Genomic DNA, 25,138 nt, shown 5'->3' with positions numbered 1-25,138 from the left:
AACTTTGTTACATTCAACTTATAATAACAACCACAACATCGCGTGCGCATATTGAGAGTTCCCGGTTCAACGCTATCGACAGGATCAGCGGGTATCGCTATCAATCACGCTCTTTTAACAGAGTGGTGTTGTTGTGCGCCTTAAGAAAATCCGCCTGGCCGGCTTTAAATCCTTTGTTGATCCCACCACAATCCCGTTTCCGGGGGATATGACAGCTATTGTTGGCCCTAATGGTTGCGGTAAGTCTAACGTAATTGATGCGGTGCGGTGGGTGCTCGGAGAAAGCTCCGCGAAAAACCTACGTGGTGATGCCATGACCGACGTGATATTTAATGGTTCGTCGGCCCGCAAGCCCGTAGGGCAGTGCAGTGTTGAACTGGTGTTTGATAATTCCAGTGGCCGGATCGCTGGTGAATATGCCAAATACAATGAATTGTCGATCAAACGCGTTGTTACCCGTGACGCCATCTCCACCTATTTTTTAAATGGCAGTAAATGCCGTCGCCGTGATGTCACCGATCTGTTTTTAGGGACGGGATTAGGCCCGCGCAGCTACGCTATTATTGAGCAGGGCATGATATCCCGGTTAATCGAGTCTAAGCCCCAGGAATTGCGGGTGTTCATTGAAGAAGCGGCGGGTATCTCTAAATATAAAGAGCGTCGGCGGGAAACGGAAAACCGTATTCGCCATACCCAGGACAATCTCGAACGTCTGGAAGATGTACGCGGAGAGCTTGGCAGGCAGCTTGAAAAGTTACAGCGTCAGGCAGCAGCCGCCAAACGCTATACTACCCTTAAAGCGCAGGAACGTACGTTAAAAAGTGAACTGGCTGCTATTCGCTGGCTCAAGCATGATGACCACCTGCAAAAACTACAACAAACACAGCAGCAACTCGATACTGATATTGAAGCGCTCAGAGCACGACAGCGGGGCGATGAGGCCGGTATTGAGAAATACCGTGACACGCAGCAAAACTGTAAACAAAAGCTCGACCATCTGCAGCAGAATTTATTCACGGTGAGTGCCACGATTTCCCGGCTTGAGCAGTCCGCTTTGCATAATCAGCAACGTCTGAAGCAAATTGACAGCGAGCTTAGCGATATCCACACTCAACAAGCAGCCCTGAATGAAGAAGAAGAACTACTGACTGTACAGGCCGAAGAACAGGCGGCACTGGTTGTGGAATTAGAGCCCGCTTACGAGATTCAGCAAGCTGCCTGTGAGCAGTTGGAGGTTACGCGTGACCAGGCTGAGGCTGCACTACACCAGCATCAGCGCGATTTTCAGCAAACCGACCAGCAGTATCACCAGCTAAAGCAACAAGTGCACTCTCACCACAGTAAGGTGCAGTCGTTGTTACAAATGCAGATGCGTACTCAGCAACGAATTGGTGAGCTGGAGCGCGAGATACAAGAATTTTCCAAGGCCGACCATCAACAGGCCATCGACGATTTACAGCTTGAGCTGGAAATGCTGGCCGAGCAAATCCTGGAACAGCAGGATAAGCTCCAAAACGCCAGACAAAAACTGGGACAGTCACAGCATTATCATGAGCAGGTACGGCAGCAAACCCAGTCAATGAGGGCTGAATTACAGCAAAATCAATCCCGGCGCGTGGCGCTACAAACTCTGCAACAAGCTGCAAGCCCTACCGGACCTCAACCTGAAGGCATAGTACCGCTGTGGCAGCAGTTAACTCCAAAAGCCGGCGCTGCGGCCATTATTGAACATGTGCTGAATGAGCTTGGTGATGCGCAATTGGCGACTAGCGAGAGCATCGCATCACTGGCGGACAGTCACGGCAATTTAAGCGCAGGTCTTAAGTATTTCAGCCAGGCAGCCTTAACGAGGGATAAACGGCCCGGTAGCGTAGCGGCATTATTAGAAGACGAATGGGTGCCCCATCAGTTTAATCAGATACTGGTAGCTGAAAATGCCGAAAATGCGCTGGTGATGCGCCAACAGGCCGGTGAAACTGAGCTGATTGTTACGCATGATGGCCAGTGGTTTGGCCCGGATTGGTTTCGTTATGGTGAGCAGGATACCGAGCAGGGCGTATTACAGCGTGCCGAACAAATCGAGGAGCTTAACGATATTATTGCTGCTCAGGAAGCACAGCTTGCCACGCTAGAGGAGCAGGAAAGCGAAGCGCAGAACGACATAGAACAGTCGCGGGAACAGGTGAGTGCCTGTGAGGGTGGATTGAATGAGCGCAATAATCAGCGTCAGCAACTGACTCAGCGGTTAAGCTGGTTAAGCGAACAACAACGCCAGGAAGCGCAGAAGCGTGAACGTCTGGATGAAGAGCTGAGTCGCCAGCAAGAGCAGCTTGAAGAAGAGGCTACCGAACTGGCAATGCTTAATGAAGGGCTTGAAACTTACGAGATGGAGCTAGCAGAGCAGGCTGAGCGCCAGGCGCGGCTACAGGATCAGCAACAGTCGCTCCAGCAGCAGCTTAGCAGTCAGCGTAGCCAGTATGAGCAGAATACCCGTGAACTGCATCAGATGGCGCTCAAACTGCAGGAGAGCCGAAATAGCCAGCAATCGCTGAGTTCTCAGCAGCAACGTATAAGCCAGCAGCTTACCAGCCTGGAACAGCGCGCCGCCCAGTTAGAGCAAGAGCAACAATCGCTCAATCAGCCACAAACCGAACAAGCGGAGCAACTGCAGGATTTACTGGCTGAAAAAGCGGCGCTTGAAGAACAGCGCTACAGCTTACAGCAGGATCTGGAGCATGCAGAAGAATTGCTTAATCAGGCTATGCAAGGCCAGCAGGCAATTGTAGGTGACATTGCCAAACGGCAGGAACAGCTCGACAGTCTGAAAATAGAGGCGGAAGGTTACCGCGTACGCGGCACGGCTATTCTGGAACAACTCAGCGAAATTGGGGTCACACTTAAAGCGGTACTGGAAACCCTGCCGGCAGAAACCAGTGAAACCAACTGGCAACGGGATCTGGAACAGACTACCGCGGCCATTAGCCGGCTCGGCGCCGTTAACCTGGCGGCGGTAGAAGAATACGACGTTCAGGCAGAACGCAAAGCGCATCTGGACACGCAGTTTGACGACCTGAATGACGCGCTTGAGACCTTGCAAAACGCCATACGTAAAATTGATCGTGAAACCCGCTCCCGCTTTAGTCAGACGTTTGAGCAGGTGAATGAAGATCTTAAAATGCTCTTTCCTAAGGTATTTGGCGGGGGCTCGGCTTATTTAGCCTTAACCGATGATGATTTACTGGAGACCGGCGTGACCATAATGGCCCGTCCGCCCGGCAAGAAAAATAGTACAATTCATCTGCTTAGCGGTGGAGAAAAAGCCTTAACCGCATTATCATTGGTGTTTGCAATTTTCAGGCTTAACCCGGCGCCATTTTGCCTGTTGGATGAAGTGGATGCGCCACTGGATGATGCTAACGTCGGACGCTTCTGTAATCTGGTTTCTGAAATGTCGAAGTCGGTACAGTTTATTTACATATCACATAATAAAATTGCGATGGAGATGGCGAGTCACCTCACTGGTGTCACCATGGCTGAACCAGGCGTGTCACGCATGGTAGCCGTGGATGTAGAGGAAGCCGTCTCCATGGTAGACGCATAAAATTAAAGGCGAAAGAAGTCGATGGAAGAAGAATTACGTTTGTCATTGTTGCTACTGGGTGGGTTCTTTATCCTTGGTGTGCTGGCACATGGCTTATGGAATATCCGCAAAAACAGTCAGGCCAAAAAGCCGCAGCGGCGTATTGAGCCGGAAGGCTGGCAGGATGAAGAGCGTGACGACGAGCAAAGCAACCGGAAAACTGCTGACGATTTTGATGAGTTCGGCATTGGCGAAGTACGAGTGGTTCGTCATTCGACAACCGACGCTGACCAGTCAGAGTACGAACCCGCCGAGCTGAAGGACGAGACTTCAAGCGAAACTGAAGATGACGACAGCGCTGAGCCTTCTGCTTCGGGTGATAATGACGACACTGACACCAATGAGAGTGAAAGTGAGCCTGCCGAGACACCTAAAGAAAAACTTTACGCATCGGTAGTCACCAATCCGAAACCACAGTATCAGCACGATAACGTCGTTGAACTACCTGATTCAGTGCCTGCGCCACCGTCATTCCTGTTAAAAGAAGAGGAAAGTGCTCAGCCTGAGGTAAAGCCAGAGTCTGCACCGCTTGATGAACAGGACGACTTTTCTCTGGATGCACAGCCTGCGCCACCGGAATCCAAATCCCCGGCTGCTGATGATAACGCCGAAAAAGCGCAGGAAGCAGTTCCCGCGACACCAAAAAAGCGCAGCCGCCCGGCCAGCCGGAAACGGCAGGAGCCGCGTTTTGGTGATGAAGACCAGATGCAAATTGATTTTGACGACTCGGTTAAGGCTGCCCAAACAGAGACGCCGCAGCCTGCCAGCCAGGTAGAGCCGGAAGTGTTGATCCTCAACGTACGGGCGCCAGAAGATGCCCCTATTAGTGGCGCTGCATTGCTCCCTATGCTGTTAACCCTGGGCTTTAAGTTTGGCGATCAGGATATTTTCCACCGCCATGTCAATTCCAATGGCAAAGGTCCGGTGCTGTTTAGCTTAGCTAACATGTTCAAACCGGGTAATTTTGATATTGATAATCTGGAAACTTTCACAACACGCGGCGTTTCTCTGTTTATGCTATTGCCGATAGAAGGCGACCCGCACCAGGTGTTTAATATGATGCATAATGCCGCTCGCAAGATTGCCGATGAGTTTAACGCTCAGGTGCTCGACGGTCGTCGCAGCGTGTTATGTAAACAGGGCTTGCAGCAGTACGTAGAAAAGATCCGCGACTTTGAACGCAAACGTATGATAGCCCGTCACTAAGTTTACTATCCTGAATTCGTTGTACTACTGTTAAAAGGCAGTAGTACAACATCAAATGAGCAATTCCCATGAGTGATCAAACCGTCATCGCGCAACTCGAAGCATTGCGCGAGAAAATTAATGACTATAACTATCAGTACTACGTGCTGGATGATCCCACTGTGCCCGATAGCGAATACGACCGTCAGATGCAAGCACTACAAGCGCTGGAAGCCGAGTATCCGGAGCTTGTTACCCCGTATTCACCCACTCAGAAGGTAGGCGGAGAGCCGCTGGGGGCTTTTGAACAGGTAACACACGAAGTGCCGATGTTGTCGCTGGATAACGCCTTTGAAGCAGCCGATCTAAAAGCTTTTGAAAAACGCCTGCACGACCGCCTTAAAGCCGATAATACGCTTGCCTACAGCTGTGAGCCAAAACTTGACGGACTGGCCGTGTCGATTTTATACGAGAACGGCGTGCTGGTTCGTGCTGCCACCCGCGGAGATGGTCAGGTAGGTGAAAATATCACCGCCAACGTTAGAACCATCGCTAACGTGCCACTCAAATTACGCGGCGCAGACTTACCCGCAAGGATTGAAGTGCGCGGTGAAGTGTTTATGCCTCGCGATGGGTTTGAAAAACTCAACGAAAAGCAGCGTAATGCCGGGCTTAAGGTGTTTGCTAATCCGCGTAACGCCGCTGCCGGCAGCCTACGTCAACTGGACTCACGGATCACCGCTAAACGCCCGCTAATGTTCTATGCCTACTCGCTGGGCGTTGTGGCACCGATCGATTTCACCTTACCGGACAGTCACCATGAGCGGCTTAAGCAGTTAGCAGTGTGGGGGATCCCCTTATGCCCGGATATTGGCATTACCGAAGGGGCCAGCGGTTGTTTAGCGTATTATGAGCAAATTCTGTCGCGACGTGATGGCCTTGCTTACGACATTGATGGCGTAGTGTTTAAGGTGGATGATATTGCGCTACAACAACAGCTGGGGTTTGTTGCCCGGGCGCCACGCTGGGCAATCGCACAGAAGTTTCCGGCGCAGGAAGAGATGACCCGTTTACTCGACGTGGAGTTTCAGGTTGGACGCACAGGTGCGATCACGCCGGTTGCCCGCCTTGAACCGGTATTTGTTGGCGGCGTAACGGTATCAAACGCGACTTTACACAATCAGGATGAAGTAGAGCGGTTGGGCGTTTGTATCGGCGATACAGTAATTATCCGCCGGGCTGGTGATGTGATCCCGCAGGTTGTTTCTGTGGTCGCTGATAAGCGACCGGAAGACGCCCGGGAGATTCAGTTTCCTGCTCAGTGCCCTGTGTGTGACTCCCAGGTAGAGAAACTGGCCGATGAAGCCGTGGCTCGCTGTACAGGTGGATTAATTTGTCCGGCCCAACGCAAGCAGGCTTTAAAGCATTTTGCATCACGCAAAGCGCTGGATATAGACGGTCTGGGTGACAAACTGATAGAGCAACTTGTCGATGCCGGGCTATTAAAAACACCGGTGGATATATTCAACCTGACGTTCCCGGCGTTGATTCAGCTTGAGCGGATGGGGGATAAGTCGGCGGCAAATTTGCTGCAGGCAATTCACAATGCAAAACAGACCACATTACCGAAATTTCTTTACGCACTGGGGATCCGTGAAGTAGGTGAAACTACGGCCGCAAATCTTGCACTGCATTTTCAAACCTTAGAATCGATTCAAAATGCGAGTCTGGATGATTTACAGGCAGTGCAAGATGTGGGGGTTGTAGTAGCCGAACATGTGTTTAACTTCTTTAATGAGTCGCACAATACAGAGGTGCTCGAGGGCTTACTGAATGCAGGCTTAAACTGGCCGGATATTGAAGCGCCGGACGAGGCGGATCTGGTACTCGATGGCAAAACCTGCGTGGTTACCGGCACGCTGAGTCAGATGTCACGTAATGATGTGAAGGCATTACTGCAGCAAGCGGGCGCCAAGGTGGCAGGCAGCGTATCAGCAAAAACCGACTTTTTGGTGGCCGGCGAAAAAGCCGGATCCAAACTGGCCAAAGCCCAGGAGTTGGATGTGGAAGTGTGGGATGAAGAGCGATTAATGGCGTTTCTGACGGATAATAGTCTGATATAAATAAGAAGCCGGACGCCGTCCGGTTGTTCCTACGTGCCCTATTTGTAAGAGAACTTCCTCCTTCGATTATGGACAGGCACTTATTCATTTGGCTTCTTGGTTTTATGCAGTAAGCAATTTTTCCAGCATCAAGAATCTGATCTGGGTGCTTGTTATATTTCAAAGTGTGAAGTTGAAGCGTTCGGTCTTTGAAAGGCTGATAAGGCTGGAAAATAGCCGTCAATCACTCTTCGCTCAGTGTTAGGTGATATGGAGTAAAGAATTATAATTGATACTTACGTTGGCTGTTAGCTCAGGCATGCTTTAACCGAATCCCGTGTGTTTCCGACGTTGATTTTGCAGTTTTGCAATGCTTACCGATGATTTGAAGGCTGTTTCAATACCGGTTACCATTTTATTCCAATCACAATGCGCCAATCCAACCCTGCCCAGGATAGGTGATAATGAATAATCGATATTGCCCTGTTTGTTGGGGTGCAAATAGCGGCCTGAAATTTCAACCAGCGTAATATACTCTTCTAGTCGAAAGGGTAAGCCGTCAGGCATGTTGTTACGCGGGGTGCCTGCAAAGGGCAGTAATTGCGTAGGTTGTGTGTTTGATTTGGCCGCCTTGATGCGTTTTTGAATGCTGGTGTGGTTTGATTCTTCTGGGGTGTTGGCCTGACTGGCACGTACAGGATTTAAGTCAACATACGCCATACATGCAGCTAAAGATGCTTCATCTAAGAGCGCCTGTGACTTAAACCGGCCTTCCCAGAAATGACCTGTACAATCATCTTCTTTATTGGCTCGACGGGCGATGTATTCATTAAGCAACCGCATAAACCAGCTGATATCGTACAGTCGCTTACGGTAAACTTCAGCCAGACACTGTACGGTTTCAATTTCCGCTTTAGACAACGTAGTCGATTCAGCGTCGTTAATATAGCGTTGAGACAACAATATGCCTTTGTAGAGTCTGTGCCACCGCTTGATGATATCTTTAACGCTTAACGAATCGGCCTTTTGTTTGTTGATGCGTAATACCACGTGGGTGTGGTTACTCATTACTGCATAAGCGCACACATCAACACAAAATACCTCTGCCAGAAATAGTAATCTGTCTTCTACCCACTGCCGGCGATGCTCGTAGCTTCTTCCTGTCTGATTATCTTCACCACATAAATACGCCCGTCGAACACAGCGGGAAACGCAATGGTAGTAAGGGGTATCTGAGAGGTTGATAAGGCTTTTACGGGGTCTGGGCACAGCTATTTAATAAAACTAGAAAATTGTGCACTCATTGTGTCAGAACAAAGGCAAAATCCAACTGGACCTGAGTCTAGCGAGTGACTGTCCCTTTAAAGTAGTCCCTTTAAAGTACTTAAAACTTTCTTTTAACTTGGTCTTCGCTTTTCGATGGTTAAGCAGCTTTGAGCCACAAGTTTGATAAGCAACAAATCGATGGTAGGCTAATAATCATCTAGGTATAAGTTTTTTGCATGTATTACAAAGAGATTAAATAATAAAAGAAATTTCGAAAACAGGGATGATCGTTGAGTTAAGTTCAATCAGACTCTTTATTTTACCCTCAAGGAAGGAACCATATCATGACAAAAAAGGCGCTTTTTCTATTCTCTATAGTAATATTTTTTCTGGTGGTTAGTGTCAGCTACATTTTGCAAAAGCAGGATTTTATCTTTACTCCCGCCAATAAATTCTCTGCGACAAGTGAGCCTGTCCCATCTGAATTAGAGTCAGGTAAAAAGCCACCAGAAGAAAAGCTCATCCTAATGCCTGATGAAGTAGCAGAATTAGCTAAAAATCAAACTAGTGAACAAACGCCTTTAGCCGAATCGACCAATCAAAATGTAATCAAATGGGAAGATTCCTTCTATTCTACTGAGAGTGCTGAAGCATATTTCGTTAATGAAGAAGGCGAATTACTGAAAAGTGGGTTGGATAGTTTTTTTAAAGCAAAAGATCTTGATGAAATATTGGATGCGATGGATAAAGTTGGAACCAACGAAAAATCTGTGTCACGAAAAAACAAGCTGAAAGATTATTTTTATAAGGAATTCGCTGCTACTGCGTATTCTGAACGCTTCTCATGTGCCAACAAAATATGCGCGGTTACGTTTATCGGAGATCCGGAAGCTACTGAACGTTATCAAAATTTAGCGCAATTTAGTGAAAACTACATATTCACAAAGAGTACGGTCAATGAGTATGGAGAAGGCGTTTATAAAATGTTGGTGATCGAAACGGAGGATGCATCATCTTTGACTGTCAAACCTAATTAAATAAACCAAACGCACAGAAAATGAAAACTAGTGTAGGGGTTTACATCCGCTTCTGATTTATGTTGAATTCGGTTTGTTTACTGCTGGTTTTGCTGTGCCTGGCGGCGTTTTTCTTTTCTTAGTTGCCAGGCTTTGCGAACCGAGAAGCGCCATAACCAGTTCAGCGTATAGTATCCGGTTAAACCAAACACCACCGAACAGATCCCACAACCAAGTAAAAAAGACGGCCCGATCGTCGACAGCGAGCTAACAACCCAGTCCCAGGTGGGTTCAAAATGAAAGGCTTCAGACTTGGTCCCAAGGACAGTAGAGCCAACCAGATAGGCGCCGTAGAATATGGGAGGCATGGTAAAGGGATTAGTGATCCAGACTGTTGCTACAGACAGTGGCAGGTTCACCCGGCAGGGAATTGCGGTGGCCGCCGATAACCACATTTGAAAAGGCACCGGCCAGAACGCGAAGAACAATCCGATACCAAAAGCGCCGGAAGCGGATTTTCGGTTCAGATGCCATAAATTGGGCTCATGAAGAATGCTGCCAAAGATTTTTAAGGCCCGATTTTCCTTTATCGAATGCGGATCAGGCAAATAGCGTTTTATAAACTTCTTCGGCATATATCTAACAATCTTTTCTCAAACAGAGTCACTGGTGAATACAAGCATGCTAACAACTGCGGCGACAGCATTTAGCGGCGCAGTGATTTCAGGTCGCTGGTGGTCAGAACTGCCCCACAGCGGGTTGCCGTTTGTGCTCGCATTTATATCTTTATCAGCCACGGCGTTACTTATGGCTGAGTATTGTAACGCAAAACGATGGCAAAAACCGTTACGCTTTGCCTGGGTTGCAATGGGGGCGACAACAGCCGGCCTTTTCGTGGCAACGAGTGTAGGGCAATCATACCTCAAGTGGCAACAGCTTGGTGGTGAAATTCAACAAGATGTCATAATTGAGGGACGAGTTGTTGGTTATCAGCGCTTTGCCGACTACGACAGGCTGATATTGAACGATATTATCGTCAATCAGCATGTCTGGGATAAATCATGGGCGATACAGTTGCACTATTACCGGCCTCAGGCAGGTTTTACCACAGGCCAGCGTATTCGGGGGGCTGCCAGAATCAAACCGGCCCGGGCTATCGCTAATCCGGCTGGTTTTGATATGCAGCGCTGGTATGTGAGTCAACGGATAGTCAAAACCGGCTACGTACGTGGCCATCGCATTGCGCTTCTAGAGACGAATACGTCCATCCGTAATCGATTAAAATCCAGGCTCGCCTCATTACAGCTGCCGGGAGAGAAGTGGTTGCTGGCCTTATTGTTCGGTGAGCGTCAGGGATTTTCCAAACCAGACTGGCAGTTATTACAGCAAACTGGCACGGCTCATCTGTTTGCTATCTCTGGTTTGCACCTGATGATTGTGGCAGGCGCAATCCTTATTGCTGTCAGAGGCTGTATTGCGGCATCGGCCTGGATAACATTTTCCTTACCGAAAAGCCTGTATTTTGGCACTTCAATTGTCGTACTTGCTACCTGTGGCTTTTATGCCTATCTGGCGGATTGGCAAACTGCCGTTCTACGAGCGTACTGTGCGCTGCTGATTATTGCTGTGTTGTACTTGCGCAAACTCCGTTTGTCGCGGCTAACACTGGTGTTACTCACCTTGGCTGTGAGCATTTTGCTCGACCCCATGGCAATTTACGGCGCGGCCTTGTATCTGAGCGTTGGTGCCGTAGCCATAATTATCTGGTTTCACTGGTGGTGGAATAAGTCAGATCGCAGTGGTCATTGGATCCGGGGAGTGGTGCTTTTACAACTTATGCTAAGTGTACTCATGGCGCCTTTAGTAGGGGCGCTACTGGGGCAGGTGAGTTTAATTTCGCCGTTGATTAATTTATTGATCGTACCGGTAATGTCGTTGCTGGTGATCCCTTTGTGTCTGCTTGGGTTATTAATGCTCATTGTTCTGCCGGCTGATCATCCCATCACTGCCTGGGTGTTGCAGGGGGGCGGCACCGTGCTCGAATGGCTGATGCAGCAGCTTGAGCTAGTGGCTAGGTTTATTGGTGACTATGCGGCATTCCCGGTATATACATCCACGTTGTTGTTGGCCAGTTTTATAGGTTTATTACTCGTTCTGATACCGCCTTTTAAAGGGCGCTTGTTGTTGTTGATCGTTACGCTGCTGGCTTGTTCTGGCAGTTACCAGCCAATAGCAAGGCAGCAGGATGACTGGCAGGTACACATTTTTGATGTGGGGCAGGGTAATGCCACACTTATCAGCCGCAATAGTAAGGCTATTTTAATTGATACCGGCGCTGCCTTTGGCTCGGGGTTTAATTTTGTTGAGGCGGTTATCCGCCCCTTTTTGCAAACCCGTGGATTGCAACTTGAGCTGGTATTTATCAGTCATTTTGATAATGACCATGCCGGGGGGATAGATTTTATTCGCACAACGTATCCTGGGCTTACCATTGTTACCCCGAAGGATAATTGCCATTCGGGCGCCAGTTGGCATTGGCAAGGCTTAAAAGTGAAGGCTTTGTGGCCCTTACCTGACGCTAGTGAGCGCTGGTCTGATAACGATGGCTCCTGCGTGATTAGAGTTACAAATGGCCGCTACAGCGTATTACTGCCGGGCGATATTGAGCAAAAGGCGGAGCAGGTTTTGTTGAGCTTACCTGAAGTCAGTCAGGAGCTGACTTCAAACATCATACTGGCACCGCATCACGGCAGCAAAACCTCATCATCCACTGCCTTTATCGAACAGGTAAAGCCGCAATTTGTAGTGTTTTCCCAGGGCTGGCTAAATCGCTGGGGCTTTCCTCATGGGCACGTTGCTGAGCGTTATCGGAATGCGGGCAGCAAGGCTTTACTTGTCAGTGAGAGCGGCTATATGCGCTTTGATATTACCGACGACAGCATTAGCACTTATGCTTATCGCCAAAGTCAGCACAGCCGCTGGTATCATAAAACGTTTGTAAAACAGTAAACTGCCCATAAATAAAGACATTCCGTGCAAACGGTTTTGACAACGAGAATCGATTATTTTGGTGTGTCATGGGTATAGCAGGTACAATGGCGCCGATTTTTATAGTAAACAGTGAACTATGCAACAAAATGATGAACAAGCATTGCCGGTAAAACGGTTTTTTAGCTACCTGAAAGCCTACAAACTTGCCTTTATTGTGGCATTTATCGGTATGGTGGGTTACTCGGCACTCGATACCTTCGTGATTTCGCAGGTACAGCCTGTGATCGACCGGTCGTTGAACAACCAGGATTACGGTTATTTGCGCATGGCAGCCTACCTTGTGGTACCGGTTTTTATTATTCGCGGCATTTTTAATTTTATGGGCAGCTACGCGCTGAGTTGGATTGGGGCTCAGGTGGTAATGACCATGCGTCAGCAACTGTTCAGTAAATATATTCATCTACCGGTAAGCTTTCACGACCAGCAGGCTAAAGGCAATCTGATTTCTAAAGTCATTTACGATACCGACCAGGTGGCCCGTGCAGCAGGTAAATCACTGGCGATTCTGGTGCGTGAAGGTGCCCTGGTGATAGGGATCCTGGCCTGGATGTTTTATCTCTCCTGGCAGTTATCACTGGTGTTTTTGTTTGTCGGGCCTGTGGTAGCCGTTATCGTAACGTTTGTTACCAAACGCTTTCGTACGGTTAGCCGCAATATCCAGAAGTCCATGGGCAATCTTACCAGCGCGGTTGAGCAGGTGGTAAAAGGCCACAAAGTGGTTTTAATGTTTGGTGGTCAGCAAAAAGAGCAGGATCGCTTCGCCAAAAAGAATAACACCAATCGCCAGCAAACTATGAAGCTGGCTGTTACACAAACCCTGAGTGTGTCGAGCATTCAGGTCATCGCTTCTATAGCCCTGGCGGTGGTGCTGTATATTGCCAGTACGCCGGGTATGCTGGCCGAGCTCACCGCCGGTACCTTTGTGACCATCGTATTTTATATGGTGATGCTGCTAAAACCGTTAAAACAGCTGACTACGGTTAACAGCGAGTTTCAAAAAGGCATGGCAGCCTGCCAAAGCATCTTTGCCGTGCTGGATGAGCAAATTGAAAAAGATATCGGTGTGCTTGATGCCAACGAAGTAAAGGGCAACATACGCTTTAACAACGTAACATTTACTTATCCGGGTAAGCACACTCCGGCGATCGATAATATGAATCTTGATGTCCCCGCTGGCACCAGTATTGCGCTGGTGGGCCGATCTGGTAGCGGCAAGTCAACCATGTCAAACTTACTCACCCGTTTCTATTTGCCTGAGCAAGGGCAGATCACGCTGGATAACACCGATATCAACGAATTTAGGCTCACTGAGCTTCGCAAAAATATCGCGCTGGTTTCCCAGCAGGTAACCTTGTTTAACGATACTATCGCTAACAATATTGCGTATGGCGTGGCGGAAAACGTCTCCAGAGAGGCCGTTGAAAAAGCAGCCAAACTGGCTCACGTAATGGAATTTGCAGAGTTGCTCGAAGACGGTCTGGATACCATGATTGGCGAAGATGGCTCTGTGTTGTCTGGCGGACAGCGTCAGCGCGTGGCCATTGCCAGGGCATTGCTGCTGGATGCACCGGTGTTAATTCTCGATGAGGCAACTTCGGCGCTGGATACCGAATCAGAACGGATGATCCAGGATGCTCTGGTAACACTGCAACAGGATCGCACCAGTATCATTATTGCCCACCGGTTATCCACTATCGAAAATGCCGACCAGATCCTGGTGATCGATCAGGGTAAGATTATCGAGCAGGGTAAACATCAGGAGTTACTCAACAAGGGCGGTGCTTATGCACAGTTACATGCGCTACAGTTTGGGGAGTAGCAATGTCGGCGCTTAACCGTATGTGGTATGAAGGGCGCTGGTATCAATGGTTATTGTTACCCTTTACGCTGCTGTTTATTCTGTTATCAGCATTACGTCGATTACTGTTTCGACTGGGCGTTAAAAAGACCATAACACTGCCAGTGCCGGTTATAGTGGTTGGCAATCTTTCCGTGGGCGGCAATGGCAAAACGCCTTTGGTAGTGGCGCTTTGCGAGAGGCTCCAACAGGCCGGCTACAAAGTCGGTGTGGTAAGTCGTGGGTATGGCGCTAAAACCACCGAGTTTCCTCATCAGGTTAGCGCAAACGACTCTGCCCCCATGGTGGGCGATGAACCTTTATTGATAGCGCGGCGCACGGGTGTGCCGGTGGTTATCGATCCCAACCGCCCCCGCGCAGCGCAGCAACTGACAGAGCAAGGCTGTACAGTGATCATCAGTGACGATGGCTTGCAACATTACGCGCTAGGCCGGGATGTTGAGTGTGTGGTGGCCGACAGACGTTTGTTTGGTAACCAACAGTTGCTGCCTATGGGGCCGTTACGTGAAGGTCTGTGGCGACTAAAAAGCATTGATTTCTTAATTTTAAATCAGCCAGGCGAAGCGCTTAAGTTGCCGCAGAGAAACACCATGCCGCCACCCTTTAAAATGGCTTTAAAGCCCGGCAAACTGATTAATGTATTGCGCCCCCAGTTACAGCGAGAACTTGTGGAGCTGGAACAGGAGTTTCATATTACTGCCATGGCAGGAATTGGCGACCCGAGTCGTTTCTTTACCCAGTTAAAAGAGATGGGCGTCAGGCTTGATCATTGTGTTGCGCTGGCCGATCATCATGCTATCGGTAAACAGGATATTCCAGACGGCTGTGTGATTATGACCGAAAAAGATGCAGTAAAGGCGGTGGCGCACGCCCATGATAACTGTTGGTACCAGCCGGTGGATGCGGTGCTGGCCGAAGATTTTTATACTCAGCTCATTCAGCGTATTGCACGCTGAACAAAAATAACAAAGGAAACACCATGGCATTTGATAAAAAGCTGCTGGAAATAATAGCCTGCCCAGTGTGCAAAGGAAAATTAATGTACACAGAGCGCAATAATGAGCCTGGCCTGGTATGTCGTTATGACCGTCTTGTTTACCCGATTAACGATGGTATTCCGGTATTGCTGGAAGAGAAGGCCACGGCGATATCTCTTGAAGAACTCGAAGCACTGAAAAAAGGATAAGCTTGCCCATGGATTTTACGGTTGTCATTCCCGCCCGCTACCAGTCAAGCCGCTTCCCCGGTAAACCGCTGGCCAATATTCAGGGTAAGCCCATGGTTCAACATGTGGTTGACAGGGCCAATGAGGCAGGCGCCAGCAAGGTCATTGTCGCTACCGATGATGAACGCATTGCCAGTGTGGCCGCGCAGTTTGCAACCGTGGTGATGACAGCCACCACGCATACGTCCGGCACTGAGCGTATTGCTGAAGTGATCCAGACCCAGCAGATCGCCGATGACACCATTATCGTTAATGTGCAGGGTGATGAACCCTTTGTACCAGCAGACAATATCCGTCAGGTGGCGGCCAACCTGGCAGCCAACCCTGCTATGCAAATGGCAACACTGTGCACGCCCATTGCTCACGAAGATGATGTATTTAATCCCAACATCGTAAAAGTGGTCTTTTCTGCATCGGGTAAAGCGCTGTATTTTTCTCGATCAGTGTTACCTTTTGCCCGCGAAACTATGATGCAGCCTCCGGTGAGTGCGGATCCCGGCTTGTACTATCGCCATATTGGTTTGTATGCTTATAGCGCAAGCTATGTTAATCAGTATGTGAGCTATGAGCCGTCTGCCCTGGAACAAATTGAGTCGCTCGAACAGTTAAGGGCCCTTTGGTATGACGATGCTATCCATATTGAGGAAGCGCTGTCGGAGCCGCCGGTAGGTATAGATACGCCGGATGATCTGACTAACCTGCTGGCCAGTCTGGCCGCGGATAATTAGGTACTAAGAGCTTATAGCGAACGTAAAGCGCGTAAGGAGTCATCATATGAATGTTGTTATTACCGGAGCCAATCGCGGCATTGGCCTGGCGTTAGTGAAGCAGTATCTGGCCGCTGGCCATTCGGTTTATGCACTGTGCCGCAACAGCTCAGATGCACTGAATGCTACCGACGCAGAAGTGCTCAGTGGCGTGGATGTGGGTGTGCCAGACAGTCTACCGCAAGCGTTGGCACCTTTAAGTGATGTTGACATTGATGTTCTAATCAATAATGCCGGTGTGCTGGCTAATGAGGCGATCACCGACTGGCAGCCCAATACCATCGATTATCAGTTCAGAGTGAATGCCATGGGCCCGTTACTGGTTACCCAGTGTTTGTTAAAACAGCTTTCATCTGGTAGCAAGGTGGCCCTTATTACCAGTCGGATGGGATCAATGGCCGATAACGGTTCCGGCGGATACTACGGCTATCGCATGAGCAAGGCGGCGCTTAATGCCGCAGGCGTTTCCCTGGCCAATGACCTCAAAGCCGATGGCATTGCCGTAGGCTTGTTTCATCCCGGGTTTGTGCAAACTGAAATGGTGGGCGGTAATGGAGATGTTGACGCCGAAACTGCCGCGGCCAGTCTGGTTGCCCGGATTGGCGAACTGACCCTGGCGAATGCAGGGCGATTTATTCACGCTAAGGGTGATGAGCTCCCCTGGTAAAAGGGTTACCGAGGCGGATTACTCCGCCTCATCGTCTGTTTCATCCTGCTCTTCAGACATCACGGCCCACATGTCATGCTCATCGGTATGGATGACTTCAGCCCAGACGTGCTGGCCGGGTGTCACATCGTAAACGCCGTTTAAATGCACCACGCCGTCTACCTCCGGGGCATCAGCATAACAACGACCAACCGCGCCTTCCGCATCCACTGAGTCAATAACTACCTGATATTCCTGACCAATACGTTGTTTCAGACGTTCTGCGCTAATCTCGCCCTGAACGGCCATAAAGCGGGCCAGACGCTCTTGTTTAACGTCTTCATCTACCGGATCGGGCAGATCGTTAGCCACAGCCCCTTCAACCGGCGAGTAGGCAAAACAACCAACCCGGTCGAGTTGTGCTTCACGCATAAAGTCGAGTAATTCCTCAAACTCTTCTTCGGTTTCACCAGGAAAGCCAACGATAAAAGTGGAGCGAATGATGAGCTGCGGACATTCCTCGCGCCATTTTTTGATCCGTTCAAGCGAGCGTTCTGAACTACCCGGACGCTTCATTAATTTCAGGATGCGCTTATTGGCGTGTTGGAAGGGGATATCCAGATAGGGCAGGATTTTACCTTCGTTCATCAGCGGGATAAGGTTATCTACATGAGGGTAGGGGTACACATAGTGCAGTCTTACCCACATGCCCATTTCGCCGAGCTTTTCACATAACTGTTGCAGGTGAGTTTTTACCGGCATGCCGTTCCAGAACCCGGTGCGATGCTTCATATCCACGCCGTACGCACTGGTGTCCTGCGAGATCACCAGCAGTTCGTTTACGCCGGCATTTTTTAAGCGCTGGGCTTCATCGAGAATTTCACCGATAGGGCGGCTCACCAGATCGCCGCGCATGGATGGAATAATGCAGAACGTACAGCGATGGTTACAGCCTTCGGAAATCTTAAGGTAGGCAAAATGACGAGGCGTGAGTTTAATACCATGATCCGGAATAAGGTGTTCAAACGGGTTATGCTGAGGCTTGGGCAGGTGATCATGCACCTGATTAACCACTTCCTCATAGGCATGAGGGCCGGTTATCGCCAGTACATTGGGATGTACTTCACGAATTTCATCTTCCTTAATGCCTAAACAACCGGTCACAATCACTTTGCCGTTTTCAGCCAGGGCTTCACCAATGGTATCCAGTGATTCCTGCACCGCTGCGTCAATAAAACCACAGGTATTCACGATAACCAGCGCGGCATCATTATAGGTAGGTACTACCTCGTACCCTTCAGTGCGAAGCTGAGTAAGAATTCGTTCTGAGTCCACCAGGTTTTTCGGACAGCCGAGGCTCACAAAACCGATTTTTGCTTTCGCAGTATCAGAGCTGGATGTCGTTTCTGATTGCTGCTTTAACACCGCTTTAGGTCCTTCCAGTGTGGTGGTTTGTTTCGGGTCAAATTTTTCAACGGTCATAGTGAGCTCTGATGGTGTGCGACGGCAGTTTCAAAAGGGCGCAGATTATACCCAAAAAGATTGTTAAGTTCACCCGGCGGGGGAGTCGAATAACAAAAATTACCGGTGATTTGGATAACAATTGGCGTCGCAAGAGGGTTAGATTAAGGCCATTCCGCCAAATAACTGTATCCATGGTTTAAATGCGAAAACCATTAAGGGGAGTAAAGCGGTTTGTTGAACCCGGCAATATTCATTCTTGCCCGAGATGCGGCTGTGTTAAACTGGCACAAATGCCTGCCCGCGGGATCTGCAAATGCAATCTGCCCGCGGTATAGTCAGGTTTGCTGTTACCGGCTGAAAGGCCCGGTATTAACGGACAGTCATTTTTCTGGTCATTTTTCTGAATTTTTAAGTAGTTTATGATCCCTTTACCACTCAAACATTACGACGAAGCCGGCACGGTACTGCCGCCGCGATGGTTATACTGGATGTTGGCAATAGCCTGTCGCGATCTGCTGCTGGTGGCGGCGTTTACCGCTATCCCGGCTGAGTCTGACAGGCTCTATCGTATTTTCTTTCCGCACAGCGACGTATTATGGCTGCAAATTGCAGTGACACTACCTTTTCTGCTGGTGATCGTACTGATGAGCTTCAGGGAACATTTGTGGAAACGAGGGTATACCGGCTGGCGTTTATTGATAAAGCCGCTTTGCACCCTGGGAAGTTTGTGTCAGTTGTTACTGATTGGCAGCTTTTTGGAGCGCGCCGGCTGGCAGTTTAATGGTTATCTTGGTGCGGTGGCACTGCTGATGATTGCGTTGATGTATATGGTTAACCGCAGCCATCACCTGGCCATCATGTTACATGACTGGCGTCAGCCGCCAGTCAGGGAGCAGACAGAAGAATAAATTACTGAGTGTTATTTGCCAGAGCCTGATCAAAGTAGGCCTTAACACTTACCTGGCTGTCATTAACCAAACGTTCATAACAAATTCCGGCAAAGGCGTAAGAATACTCACCCACATCCAGCACCACATAAGGCGCGGTTTTATCTGACTCGTCATACCGCCAGCTGCCGCCTATCAGGCTACGCATAACTTCACCGATGTAAGCACCATAAATATTACACAGCGTGAATACCGCGTTATCTTCCAGGGCTTGATCCTTAAAGCGGTCGATAAACGCCAGCAGCAGGTTGTCTACCATCTCAATACTTTCAGCGCTGTAGTCTAACTCAATGTTAAACATATCCCGACTGGTACCTACAGCGTCTTTCGCGCTGTCTGCCATCAGTTGTTCTAGTTCGTGTTGTTGCATAATGGCTCTCCTTTTGCGGTATTGTGCGCGAGCCCGCGTGAAATGTCGAGCCGCGTTACACTTAAATACCGGTGAGTTTATTGATAAGCCTGGCGGCGGCAAACATACCAAAGGAGGCCGTTACCATAACCGATGCACCAAATCCGGAAGCACAATCAAGTCGGGTGCTGCCATCGGTGAGGGACTTGTTATGACAAACCGAGCCATCGGGCTGCGGGTAGCGAAGTTGTTCAGTAGAATAGATACATTCAATGCCGAAGCGTCGTTTAGGATTTTTGGAAAATCCGTAGTTACGGCGCAATTCGTTGCGAAGTTTTGCCGCTAACGGATCCTGAATGGTTTTAGCCAGGTCGGCGTAGGTTATCCGGGTTGGGTCAACCTGACCGCCGGCTCCGCCTACGGTAACCACGGGTAATTTATTGCGTTTGCAGTAATATAAAATGCTGGCCTTAGCCCTGATGGAATCCGTAGCCTCTAGAACGCCATCGTATCCACCGGCCAGGTGTTCCATAACCGTGTCAGGCGTAACAAAATCTTCAATAACATTCACTTTGCATGCCGGGTTGATTTGACTGATACGCTGTGCCATTACCGTAACTTTGGCCTGGCCAACGGTGTCATTTAAAGCATGGATCTGGCGGTTGGTATTGGTAACACAGATGTCATCCAGATCAATCAGGGTTATCTGACCTACGCCCGTTCTGGCCAGCGCCTCAGCGCTCCACGAGCCAACACCGCCAATGCCAATTACGGCAATATGCAGCCCGGCAATTTGCGTGGTTTGTTGCTCGCCATATAACCGGGCAACACCACCAAAGCGTTGTGAATCAAACATTTCAGACCCTTTTTGGTTGATGTTAAAGATGGGACGGGTAGTATCGGGGTGAGTTTAGCATTTTTCAATAGAATACCCATGACAGAATGTGATTTTGCCATTGTCGGTGCTGGTATTATTGGTGCTGCGGTGGCTTATAAGCTGAGTCAGCGTCAGCCTGGTGCCCGCATTATGCTGTTTGATAAGGAAGGTGACTGTGGCGCCCATCAAACCGGGCGTAACTCCGGAGTGATACACGCCGGGGTTTATTATGCGCCGGGCAGTTATAAAGCCCGTTTTTGCCGCGCCGGGCTGGAGCATACCTTTGAATTGTGCAGGGGATTTGGTTTGCCCCATGAACAGTGCGGCAAACTGATTGTGGCAACGAGCGAAGATGAGTTACCCGCTCTGGAAGACTTATTCCATCGCTGTGTACAGAACGAACTCCAGCCACAGCGGTTAACAGCGTCTGAAATCCAGTGCCGTGAGCCAGCCATCAATGCTGTAGGCGGTTTTTTTGTCGCGCAAACCGGCATTACTGACTACAAAGCTATCACGGCTTGTCTGTTACAGCAGGCAAGCGCTCAGAGCCGGTGCCAGATCCATTATCAGCATAAGCTTGTGAGTATAGAGGATGATAGTGGCGGCGTGTTGTTACGATTTTCTTATCCGCGGGGCGAAACCACAGTCAGGGCGGCTAAATTAATTAACTGCGCAGGCATTTATAGTGACGAACTGATCCGGATGCAGGGACTTGAGTGCGACTTCAGAATGTTGCCTTTTAAAGGTGAGTATTACCGTTTAAACCGTAAGTACGATGACATCACCTGTCACCTGATTTATCCGGTACCGGATCCGGCGATGCCATTTTTAGGAGTACACTTAACCCGAATGATAGGCGGGTACACTACTGTGGGGCCAAATGCTGTTCTGACCACAGGCCGCGAGGCATATAATAGTTTATTCAGCACTGATGCTGAATGGTTGCACCTGTTTGCCCACGGTGATGTGTGGAAATTGCTTTGGCGGTACAGGCGTGCTGCCGTTAAAGAGTTACATTCGTCCTTGTCTAAAACGCACTATGCCAGATTGGTGAGCCGCTATTGCCCTGGCATTACCGCAGCAGACTTTTTACCTTATCGTGCTGGGATCCGAGCACAGGCGGTAGACAGGAAAGGTGTACTGGTGCACGACTTTAAGTTTGTGGAATCTACCCATGCGCTACACGTTGGCAATGCGCCATCACCGGCGGCCACCAGTGCCTTACCTATTGCTGATGAGATAATTAACAGACTGTTCTAAAACATAGAACAATCAATCCAAATGTTCCGTTAAGCCGTTTAGACAGATGTGTGTTCCACTTAGCACGCATTCATTTATCTTACACGGGAGAGCATCATGGGCTTGTTAATTGACGGCAAATGGCACGACAAATGGTACGACACCGATAAAAGCGGCGGTCGGTTTGAGCGTCAGGATTCATTGTTCAGAAATACCATCGGTGAAGACAGTGAATTTAAGGCGGAAAGTGGCCGCTACCATTTGTATGTCTCTCTGGCCTGCCCCTGGGCACACCGCACTCTGATAATGCGAGAGCTTAAATCCCTCAATGCTCATATCGGAGTTTCGGTTGTAAACCCTGAAATGCTTGATAAAGGCTGGAGCTTTTTGCCGCATAAGGGCAGTACCGGGGATACGCTTTATGGCCATCAGTTTATGTATGAGATTTATCTACGTCAGCAGGCAGATATCACTACTCGTGTTACGGTACCGGTGTTGTGGGATAAAAAGACCGAAAAAATCGTCAATAACGAATCGGCTGAGATTATCCGCATCCTGAATACGAGCTTCAATGACATCACCGGAAACCACACTGATTATTATCCCGACGCATTACAAGCTGAGATAGATGAAGTGAATCAATGGGTGTATAACGATATTAATAATGGCGTATATAAAGCAGGATTTGCCACCGAGCAACAGGTCTATGAAGAAGCGGTTAATGCGTTATTTGCAGCTTTAGATAAGGTGGAAGCTCGCTTGGAAAAACAACCTTTCCTGGTGGGCGGAACGCTGACTGAGGCCGATATACGTTTGTTTACTACGTTAGTGCGCTTCGACGCTGTGTATCATGGCCATTTTAAATGTAACCGTAAACAAATCAGTGACTATCCGGCCATGTTTAATTATATGAAGCGTATTTACCGGATGCCGGGCGTAGCCGATACAACGAATATGGAACATATTAAGCGTCACTACTATTACAGTCACACAATGATTAATCCTACACAGGTCGTTCCCGTAGGGCCCGATCTGTCTTTATGGAAGTAAAAAACAATGACCAACCGAACTATTAAGCAACTTGTTAGTGGGATGCCAACCCAGGATGGTGCAGGGGTAAGCTTAACCCGGATTATCGGCCAGCGTTTATTACCCAATCTTGACCCGTTCCTGATGCTCGATTTTTTCGGCTCGGATAAACCCGATGAATATATTGCCGGCTTCCCGCCGCATCCGCACCGCGGCTTCCAGACGGTAACTTATATGCTGAAGGGGAAAATGCGCCATCGGGATTCGGTGGGCAATGAAGGAATCATTGAAGATGGCGGTATCCAGTGGATGAATGCTGGTAAGGGCATTATTCATGAAGAAATGCCTCAGCAAACCGACGGCCTGCTCAAGGGCTTTCAGCTGTGGGTAAATCTGCCGGCCAAAGATAAAATGTCGGCACCCGGTTATCAGGATATTCAGCCTGACGAGGTAAAAACGGTGTCTGTGGGGCAGGGAATTGAAGCAAAAGTGCTGGCTGGTTCACTCAATGGTGTGAGCGGACCGGTTAATACTGCCAGAGTAAAGCCGCTGTTTACCGATCTACACTGGCTGGCAGATGCCTCGGCGACCCTCCCGGTTGCGGCAGGCCACAGCGCCTTTATTTATTGTTATGAAGGCAGCCTGGCCGTTAGCGGCGAGACCATTACCTGCGGCAAACTGGCAGTATTGAATGACGGTGATACGCTGGATATAACCAGCAGCGAAGCCGGCAAGGCGATTTTAGTTGCTGCTGCTCCGATTGGCGAACCTGTAGTTCAGTATGGTCCCTTTGTGATGAATACCCAGGCCGAAATTCAACAGGCCATTACCGATTATCAGCAAGGTAAATTAACCGCTTAAAAAATGATAAAAAGAATAACTGGTTGACGGGAAATTAAACAATTCCTCGTCGACTAGTCTGTCCTGCCAATTTATTTCGATAAATTACGTTGTGAATGTTGATTGCCCTGCAGTCCTTGATTAACATGGATTAAGGAATAAATAAGGGAATAAGCAGACAACCACTGCTTGTAATTCGCTCCCGCAATCAACAGGAACCAACATGAAACCAGTCGTATTAGCCGGTGGCTCTGGCAGCCGTTTATGGCCTAAATCCCGAGCAGCCCTGCCTAAGCAGTTTCTCGCTTTAACTTCAGAACAAACCATGTTGCAGGAAACACTGCAGCGCCTGGACGGCAGCAGTGCCGCTAATCCTATTGTGATTTGTAATGATGCGCACCGCTTCTTAGTGGCTGAGCAGTTACGCCAGATGGGCGGCGACCATGGTGGTATTATTCTGGAGCCTGTTGGACGCAACACTGCACCGGCCATAGCGCTGGCAGCGCTGCACGCAATGCAAACAGATGACGACCCGGTATTACTGGTACTGGCTGCCGATCACCTGATTAAAGACTCTGCCGGCTTCCAGGCTGCTGTTAGTAAGGCTAACGAGCTGGCGATGGATGGCAACCTGGTCACTTTTGGTATTGTGCCGGATCAGGCCCACACCGGTTATGGTTACATTAAGGGCGGTGAGGCCATTGATGTAGGCATGAAGGTGGATGAATTTGTCGAGAAGCCAGACCTGGCAACGGCACAACAATATGTCGATTCCGGTAACTACTTCTGGAACAGCGGTATGTTTATGTTTAAAGCCAGCGTTTATTTGGCTGAGCTGAAAAAGCATGCACCTGAAATGTACAGTATCTGTGAGCAGGCGATTGCTTCAGAGAGCAAAGATTTAGACTTTATCCGTATCGATCCTGAGATATTTGCCACCTGTCCTGACGACTCGATCGATTATGCCGTAATGGAAAAAACCGCACTGGCAGCCATGGTACCGCTGGATGCTGGCTGGTCTGATGTAGGCAGTTGGTCGTCCTTGTGGGAAACCGCAGATAATAAAGACGAAAACGGTAACGTAATTGTTGGTGATGCGATTCTTGAAGGCGTAAATAATAGCTATATTAACGCTGAGGAACGTTTGATAGCTGTAGTTGGTCTTGATGATGTGGTAGTGGTAGAAACTAAAGATGCCGTGATGGTGGCCAACAAAAACAAAGTGCAGGACATTAAAAATGTCGTGAATAAGTTAAAGGCTGAACAACGCCCTGAATTCCAGTTCCATCGCGAGGTGTTCCGCCCATGGGGCAGCTACGATTCCATCGATAATGGCAAGCGTTTCCAGGTTAAGCGCATTACCGTTAAGCCGGGTGAAAAACTGTCGGTCCAGATGCATCACCACAGAGCTGAGCACTGGATTGTGGTATCAGGTACTGCCAATGTGACCATCGGCGAGAAAACCCAGTTGGTTACCGAAAATGAATCGGTGTACATTCCTATTGGTGATGTACACGCGCTGGAAAACCCGGGCAAAATTCCACTAGAACTTATCGAAGTGCAATCGGGGGCTTATCTGGGCGAAGACGACATTGTCCGTTTCTCTGATCGCTACGGCAGAACCGAGTCAAAATAAG

General features: G+C 49.1%; 20 protein-coding genes. 15 read left to right on the top strand and 5 right to left on the bottom strand.

What is annotated here, in order from left to right:
* Positions 1-133 precede the first annotated feature (133 nt).
* From smc to ligA, 3 genes are all read left to right on the top strand, one after another.
* Positions 134-3,601 carry a chromosome segregation protein SMC gene (gene smc / locus AC566Q_RS13615; RefSeq protein ID WP_499607055.1) on the top strand — a complete coding sequence of 1,156 codons (3,468 nt, stop codon included), beginning with the start codon at positions 134-136 and terminating at the stop codon, positions 3,599-3,601.
* A gap of 21 nt (positions 3,602-3,622) precedes the next feature.
* On the top strand, positions 3,623-4,846 hold the full coding sequence (gene zipA / locus AC566Q_RS13610) for a cell division protein ZipA (RefSeq protein ID WP_499607052.1): 1,224 nt from the start codon (positions 3,623-3,625) through the stop codon (positions 4,844-4,846).
* A gap of 68 nt (positions 4,847-4,914) precedes the next feature.
* Positions 4,915-6,948 carry an NAD-dependent DNA ligase LigA gene (gene ligA / locus AC566Q_RS13605; protein ID WP_499607049.1) on the top strand — a complete coding sequence of 678 codons (2,034 nt, stop codon included), beginning with the start codon at positions 4,915-4,917 and terminating at the stop codon, positions 6,946-6,948.
* 303 nt (positions 6,949-7,251) lie between these two features.
* On the opposite strand, the gene AC566Q_RS13600 is transcribed toward ligA, so the two are convergent.
* The gene (locus AC566Q_RS13600) at positions 7,252-8,196 is read right to left on the bottom strand and encodes a transposase (RefSeq protein ID WP_499607046.1); all 945 of its coding nucleotides are present in this window, start codon (positions 8,194-8,196) and stop codon (positions 7,252-7,254) included.
* Between the two features lie 341 nt (positions 8,197-8,537).
* On the opposite strand from AC566Q_RS13600, the gene AC566Q_RS13595 reads away from it, so the two are divergent.
* Complete coding sequence (locus AC566Q_RS13595) at positions 8,538-9,230, top strand: hypothetical protein (protein ID WP_499607044.1); 693 nt, start codon at positions 8,538-8,540, stop codon at positions 9,228-9,230.
* A 77-nt stretch (positions 9,231-9,307) separates the two neighbouring features.
* Here the strand turns inward: AC566Q_RS13595 and AC566Q_RS13590 are convergent, their stop codons facing one another.
* The gene (locus tag AC566Q_RS13590) at positions 9,308-9,844 is read right to left on the bottom strand and encodes a DUF2062 domain-containing protein (RefSeq protein ID WP_499607041.1); all 537 of its coding nucleotides are present in this window, start codon (positions 9,842-9,844) and stop codon (positions 9,308-9,310) included.
* Positions 9,845-9,890: 46 nt separating this feature from the next.
* Here AC566Q_RS13590 and AC566Q_RS13585 point away from each other — a divergent pair, with 46 nt between their 5' ends.
* The 6 genes from AC566Q_RS13585 (at position 9,891) to AC566Q_RS13560 (ending at position 16,777) form a co-directional block, all read left to right on the top strand.
* The gene (locus tag AC566Q_RS13585) at positions 9,891-12,218 is read left to right on the top strand and encodes a DNA internalization-related competence protein ComEC/Rec2 (protein WP_499607039.1); all 2,328 of its coding nucleotides are present in this window, start codon (positions 9,891-9,893) and stop codon (positions 12,216-12,218) included.
* A 118-nt stretch (positions 12,219-12,336) separates the two neighbouring features.
* Positions 12,337-14,079: a lipid A export permease/ATP-binding protein MsbA gene (gene msbA / locus AC566Q_RS13580; RefSeq protein WP_499607036.1), complete on the top strand. Its 1,743-nt coding sequence runs from the start codon at positions 12,337-12,339 to the stop codon at positions 14,077-14,079.
* 2 nt (positions 14,080-14,081) lie between these two features.
* Positions 14,082-15,074 carry a tetraacyldisaccharide 4'-kinase gene (gene lpxK / locus AC566Q_RS13575; RefSeq protein ID WP_499607033.1) on the top strand — a complete coding sequence of 331 codons (993 nt, stop codon included), beginning with the start codon at positions 14,082-14,084 and terminating at the stop codon, positions 15,072-15,074.
* Between the two features lie 23 nt (positions 15,075-15,097).
* Positions 15,098-15,304 carry a Trm112 family protein gene (locus tag AC566Q_RS13570; RefSeq protein WP_499607030.1) on the top strand — a complete coding sequence of 69 codons (207 nt, stop codon included), beginning with the start codon at positions 15,098-15,100 and terminating at the stop codon, positions 15,302-15,304.
* Between the two features lie 8 nt (positions 15,305-15,312).
* Complete coding sequence (kdsB, locus tag AC566Q_RS13565; RefSeq protein WP_105936847.1) at positions 15,313-16,071, top strand: 3-deoxy-manno-octulosonate cytidylyltransferase; 759 nt, start codon at positions 15,313-15,315, stop codon at positions 16,069-16,071.
* A 46-nt stretch (positions 16,072-16,117) separates the two neighbouring features.
* A complete protein-coding gene (locus AC566Q_RS13560; protein WP_499607027.1) occupies positions 16,118-16,777 on the top strand; it encodes an SDR family oxidoreductase in 660 nt (219 codons plus the stop codon).
* Between the two features lie 18 nt (positions 16,778-16,795).
* Here the strand turns inward: AC566Q_RS13560 and rimO are convergent, their stop codons facing one another.
* Positions 16,796-18,238, bottom strand: coding sequence for a 30S ribosomal protein S12 methylthiotransferase RimO (gene rimO / locus AC566Q_RS13555; RefSeq protein WP_499607025.1), 1,443 nt, complete (start codon positions 18,236-18,238; stop codon positions 16,796-16,798).
* A 401-nt stretch (positions 18,239-18,639) separates the two neighbouring features.
* Between rimO and AC566Q_RS13550 the strand changes: the two genes are divergently transcribed.
* The gene (locus AC566Q_RS13550) at positions 18,640-19,128 is read left to right on the top strand and encodes a DUF2919 family protein (RefSeq protein ID WP_105936850.1); all 489 of its coding nucleotides are present in this window, start codon (positions 18,640-18,642) and stop codon (positions 19,126-19,128) included.
* 1 nt (position 19,129) lies between these two features.
* Here AC566Q_RS13550 and AC566Q_RS13545 read toward each other — a convergent pair whose 3' ends face one another.
* Both AC566Q_RS13545 and tcdA read right to left on the bottom strand, forming a co-directional pair.
* Positions 19,130-19,537, bottom strand: a complete 408-nt coding sequence (locus tag AC566Q_RS13545) for a hypothetical protein (protein ID WP_105936851.1) — start codon at positions 19,535-19,537, stop codon at positions 19,130-19,132.
* A gap of 61 nt (positions 19,538-19,598) precedes the next feature.
* Positions 19,599-20,372 carry a tRNA cyclic N6-threonylcarbamoyladenosine(37) synthase TcdA gene (gene tcdA / locus AC566Q_RS13540; RefSeq protein ID WP_499607021.1) on the bottom strand — a complete coding sequence of 258 codons (774 nt, stop codon included), beginning with the start codon at positions 20,370-20,372 and terminating at the stop codon, positions 19,599-19,601.
* A gap of 78 nt (positions 20,373-20,450) precedes the next feature.
* Here tcdA and lhgO point away from each other — a divergent pair, with 78 nt between their 5' ends.
* The 4 genes from lhgO to AC566Q_RS13520 all read left to right on the top strand — a co-directional run bounded on the left by lhgO (position 20,451) and on the right by AC566Q_RS13520 (position 25,137).
* A complete protein-coding gene (gene lhgO, locus AC566Q_RS13535; RefSeq protein WP_499607019.1) occupies positions 20,451-21,653 on the top strand; it encodes an L-2-hydroxyglutarate oxidase in 1,203 nt (400 codons plus the stop codon).
* A gap of 96 nt (positions 21,654-21,749) precedes the next feature.
* Positions 21,750-22,682, top strand: a complete 933-nt coding sequence (locus tag AC566Q_RS13530; RefSeq protein ID WP_499607016.1) for a glutathione S-transferase family protein — start codon at positions 21,750-21,752, stop codon at positions 22,680-22,682.
* Positions 22,683-22,688: 6 nt separating this feature from the next.
* Positions 22,689-23,522 carry a pirin family protein gene (locus AC566Q_RS13525; protein ID WP_105936855.1) on the top strand — a complete coding sequence of 278 codons (834 nt, stop codon included), beginning with the start codon at positions 22,689-22,691 and terminating at the stop codon, positions 23,520-23,522.
* Positions 23,523-23,724: 202 nt separating this feature from the next.
* Positions 23,725-25,137, top strand: coding sequence for a mannose-1-phosphate guanylyltransferase/mannose-6-phosphate isomerase (locus tag AC566Q_RS13520; protein WP_499607013.1), 1,413 nt, complete (start codon positions 23,725-23,727; stop codon positions 25,135-25,137).
* Position 25,138 lies beyond the last annotated feature (1 nt).

The organism is Alteromonas sp. H02 (assembly GCF_059682525.1).
This window is presented reverse-complemented; position numbering and strand designations above follow the sequence as displayed.

What these genes read in the sequence shown, in the direction of transcription:
- AC566Q_RS13595 (WP_499607044.1), top strand. Translation starts at nt 8,538, where the DNA reads ATGACAAAAAAGGCGCTTTTTCTATTCTCTATAGTAATATTTTTTCTG.
- AC566Q_RS13545 (WP_105936851.1), bottom strand. Translation starts at nt 19,537, where the DNA reads ATGCAACAACACGAACTAGAACAACTGATGGCAGACAGCGCGAAAGAC.
- AC566Q_RS13590 (WP_499607041.1), bottom strand. Translation starts at nt 9,844, where the DNA reads ATGCCGAAGAAGTTTATAAAACGCTATTTGCCTGATCCGCATTCGATA.
- AC566Q_RS13560 (WP_499607027.1), top strand. Translation starts at nt 16,118, where the DNA reads ATGAATGTTGTTATTACCGGAGCCAATCGCGGCATTGGCCTGGCGTTA.
- rimO (WP_499607025.1), bottom strand. Translation starts at nt 18,238, where the DNA reads ATGACCGTTGAAAAATTTGACCCGAAACAAACCACCACACTGGAAGGA.
- lhgO (WP_499607019.1), top strand. Translation starts at nt 20,451, where the DNA reads ATGACAGAATGTGATTTTGCCATTGTCGGTGCTGGTATTATTGGTGCT.
- lpxK (WP_499607033.1), top strand. Translation starts at nt 14,082, where the DNA reads ATGTCGGCGCTTAACCGTATGTGGTATGAAGGGCGCTGGTATCAATGG.
- AC566Q_RS13585 (WP_499607039.1), top strand. Translation starts at nt 9,891, where the DNA reads ATGCTAACAACTGCGGCGACAGCATTTAGCGGCGCAGTGATTTCAGGT.
- kdsB (WP_105936847.1), top strand. Translation starts at nt 15,313, where the DNA reads ATGGATTTTACGGTTGTCATTCCCGCCCGCTACCAGTCAAGCCGCTTC.
- AC566Q_RS13570 (WP_499607030.1), top strand. Translation starts at nt 15,098, where the DNA reads ATGGCATTTGATAAAAAGCTGCTGGAAATAATAGCCTGCCCAGTGTGC.
- msbA (WP_499607036.1), top strand. Translation starts at nt 12,337, where the DNA reads ATGCAACAAAATGATGAACAAGCATTGCCGGTAAAACGGTTTTTTAGC.
- AC566Q_RS13530 (WP_499607016.1), top strand. Translation starts at nt 21,750, where the DNA reads ATGGGCTTGTTAATTGACGGCAAATGGCACGACAAATGGTACGACACC.
- AC566Q_RS13520 (WP_499607013.1), top strand. Translation starts at nt 23,725, where the DNA reads ATGAAACCAGTCGTATTAGCCGGTGGCTCTGGCAGCCGTTTATGGCCT.
- AC566Q_RS13525 (WP_105936855.1), top strand. Translation starts at nt 22,689, where the DNA reads ATGACCAACCGAACTATTAAGCAACTTGTTAGTGGGATGCCAACCCAG.
- tcdA (WP_499607021.1), bottom strand. Translation starts at nt 20,372, where the DNA reads ATGTTTGATTCACAACGCTTTGGTGGTGTTGCCCGGTTATATGGCGAG.
- zipA (WP_499607052.1), top strand. Translation starts at nt 3,623, where the DNA reads ATGGAAGAAGAATTACGTTTGTCATTGTTGCTACTGGGTGGGTTCTTT.
- ligA (WP_499607049.1), top strand. Translation starts at nt 4,915, where the DNA reads ATGAGTGATCAAACCGTCATCGCGCAACTCGAAGCATTGCGCGAGAAA.
- AC566Q_RS13550 (WP_105936850.1), top strand. Translation starts at nt 18,640, where the DNA reads ATGATCCCTTTACCACTCAAACATTACGACGAAGCCGGCACGGTACTG.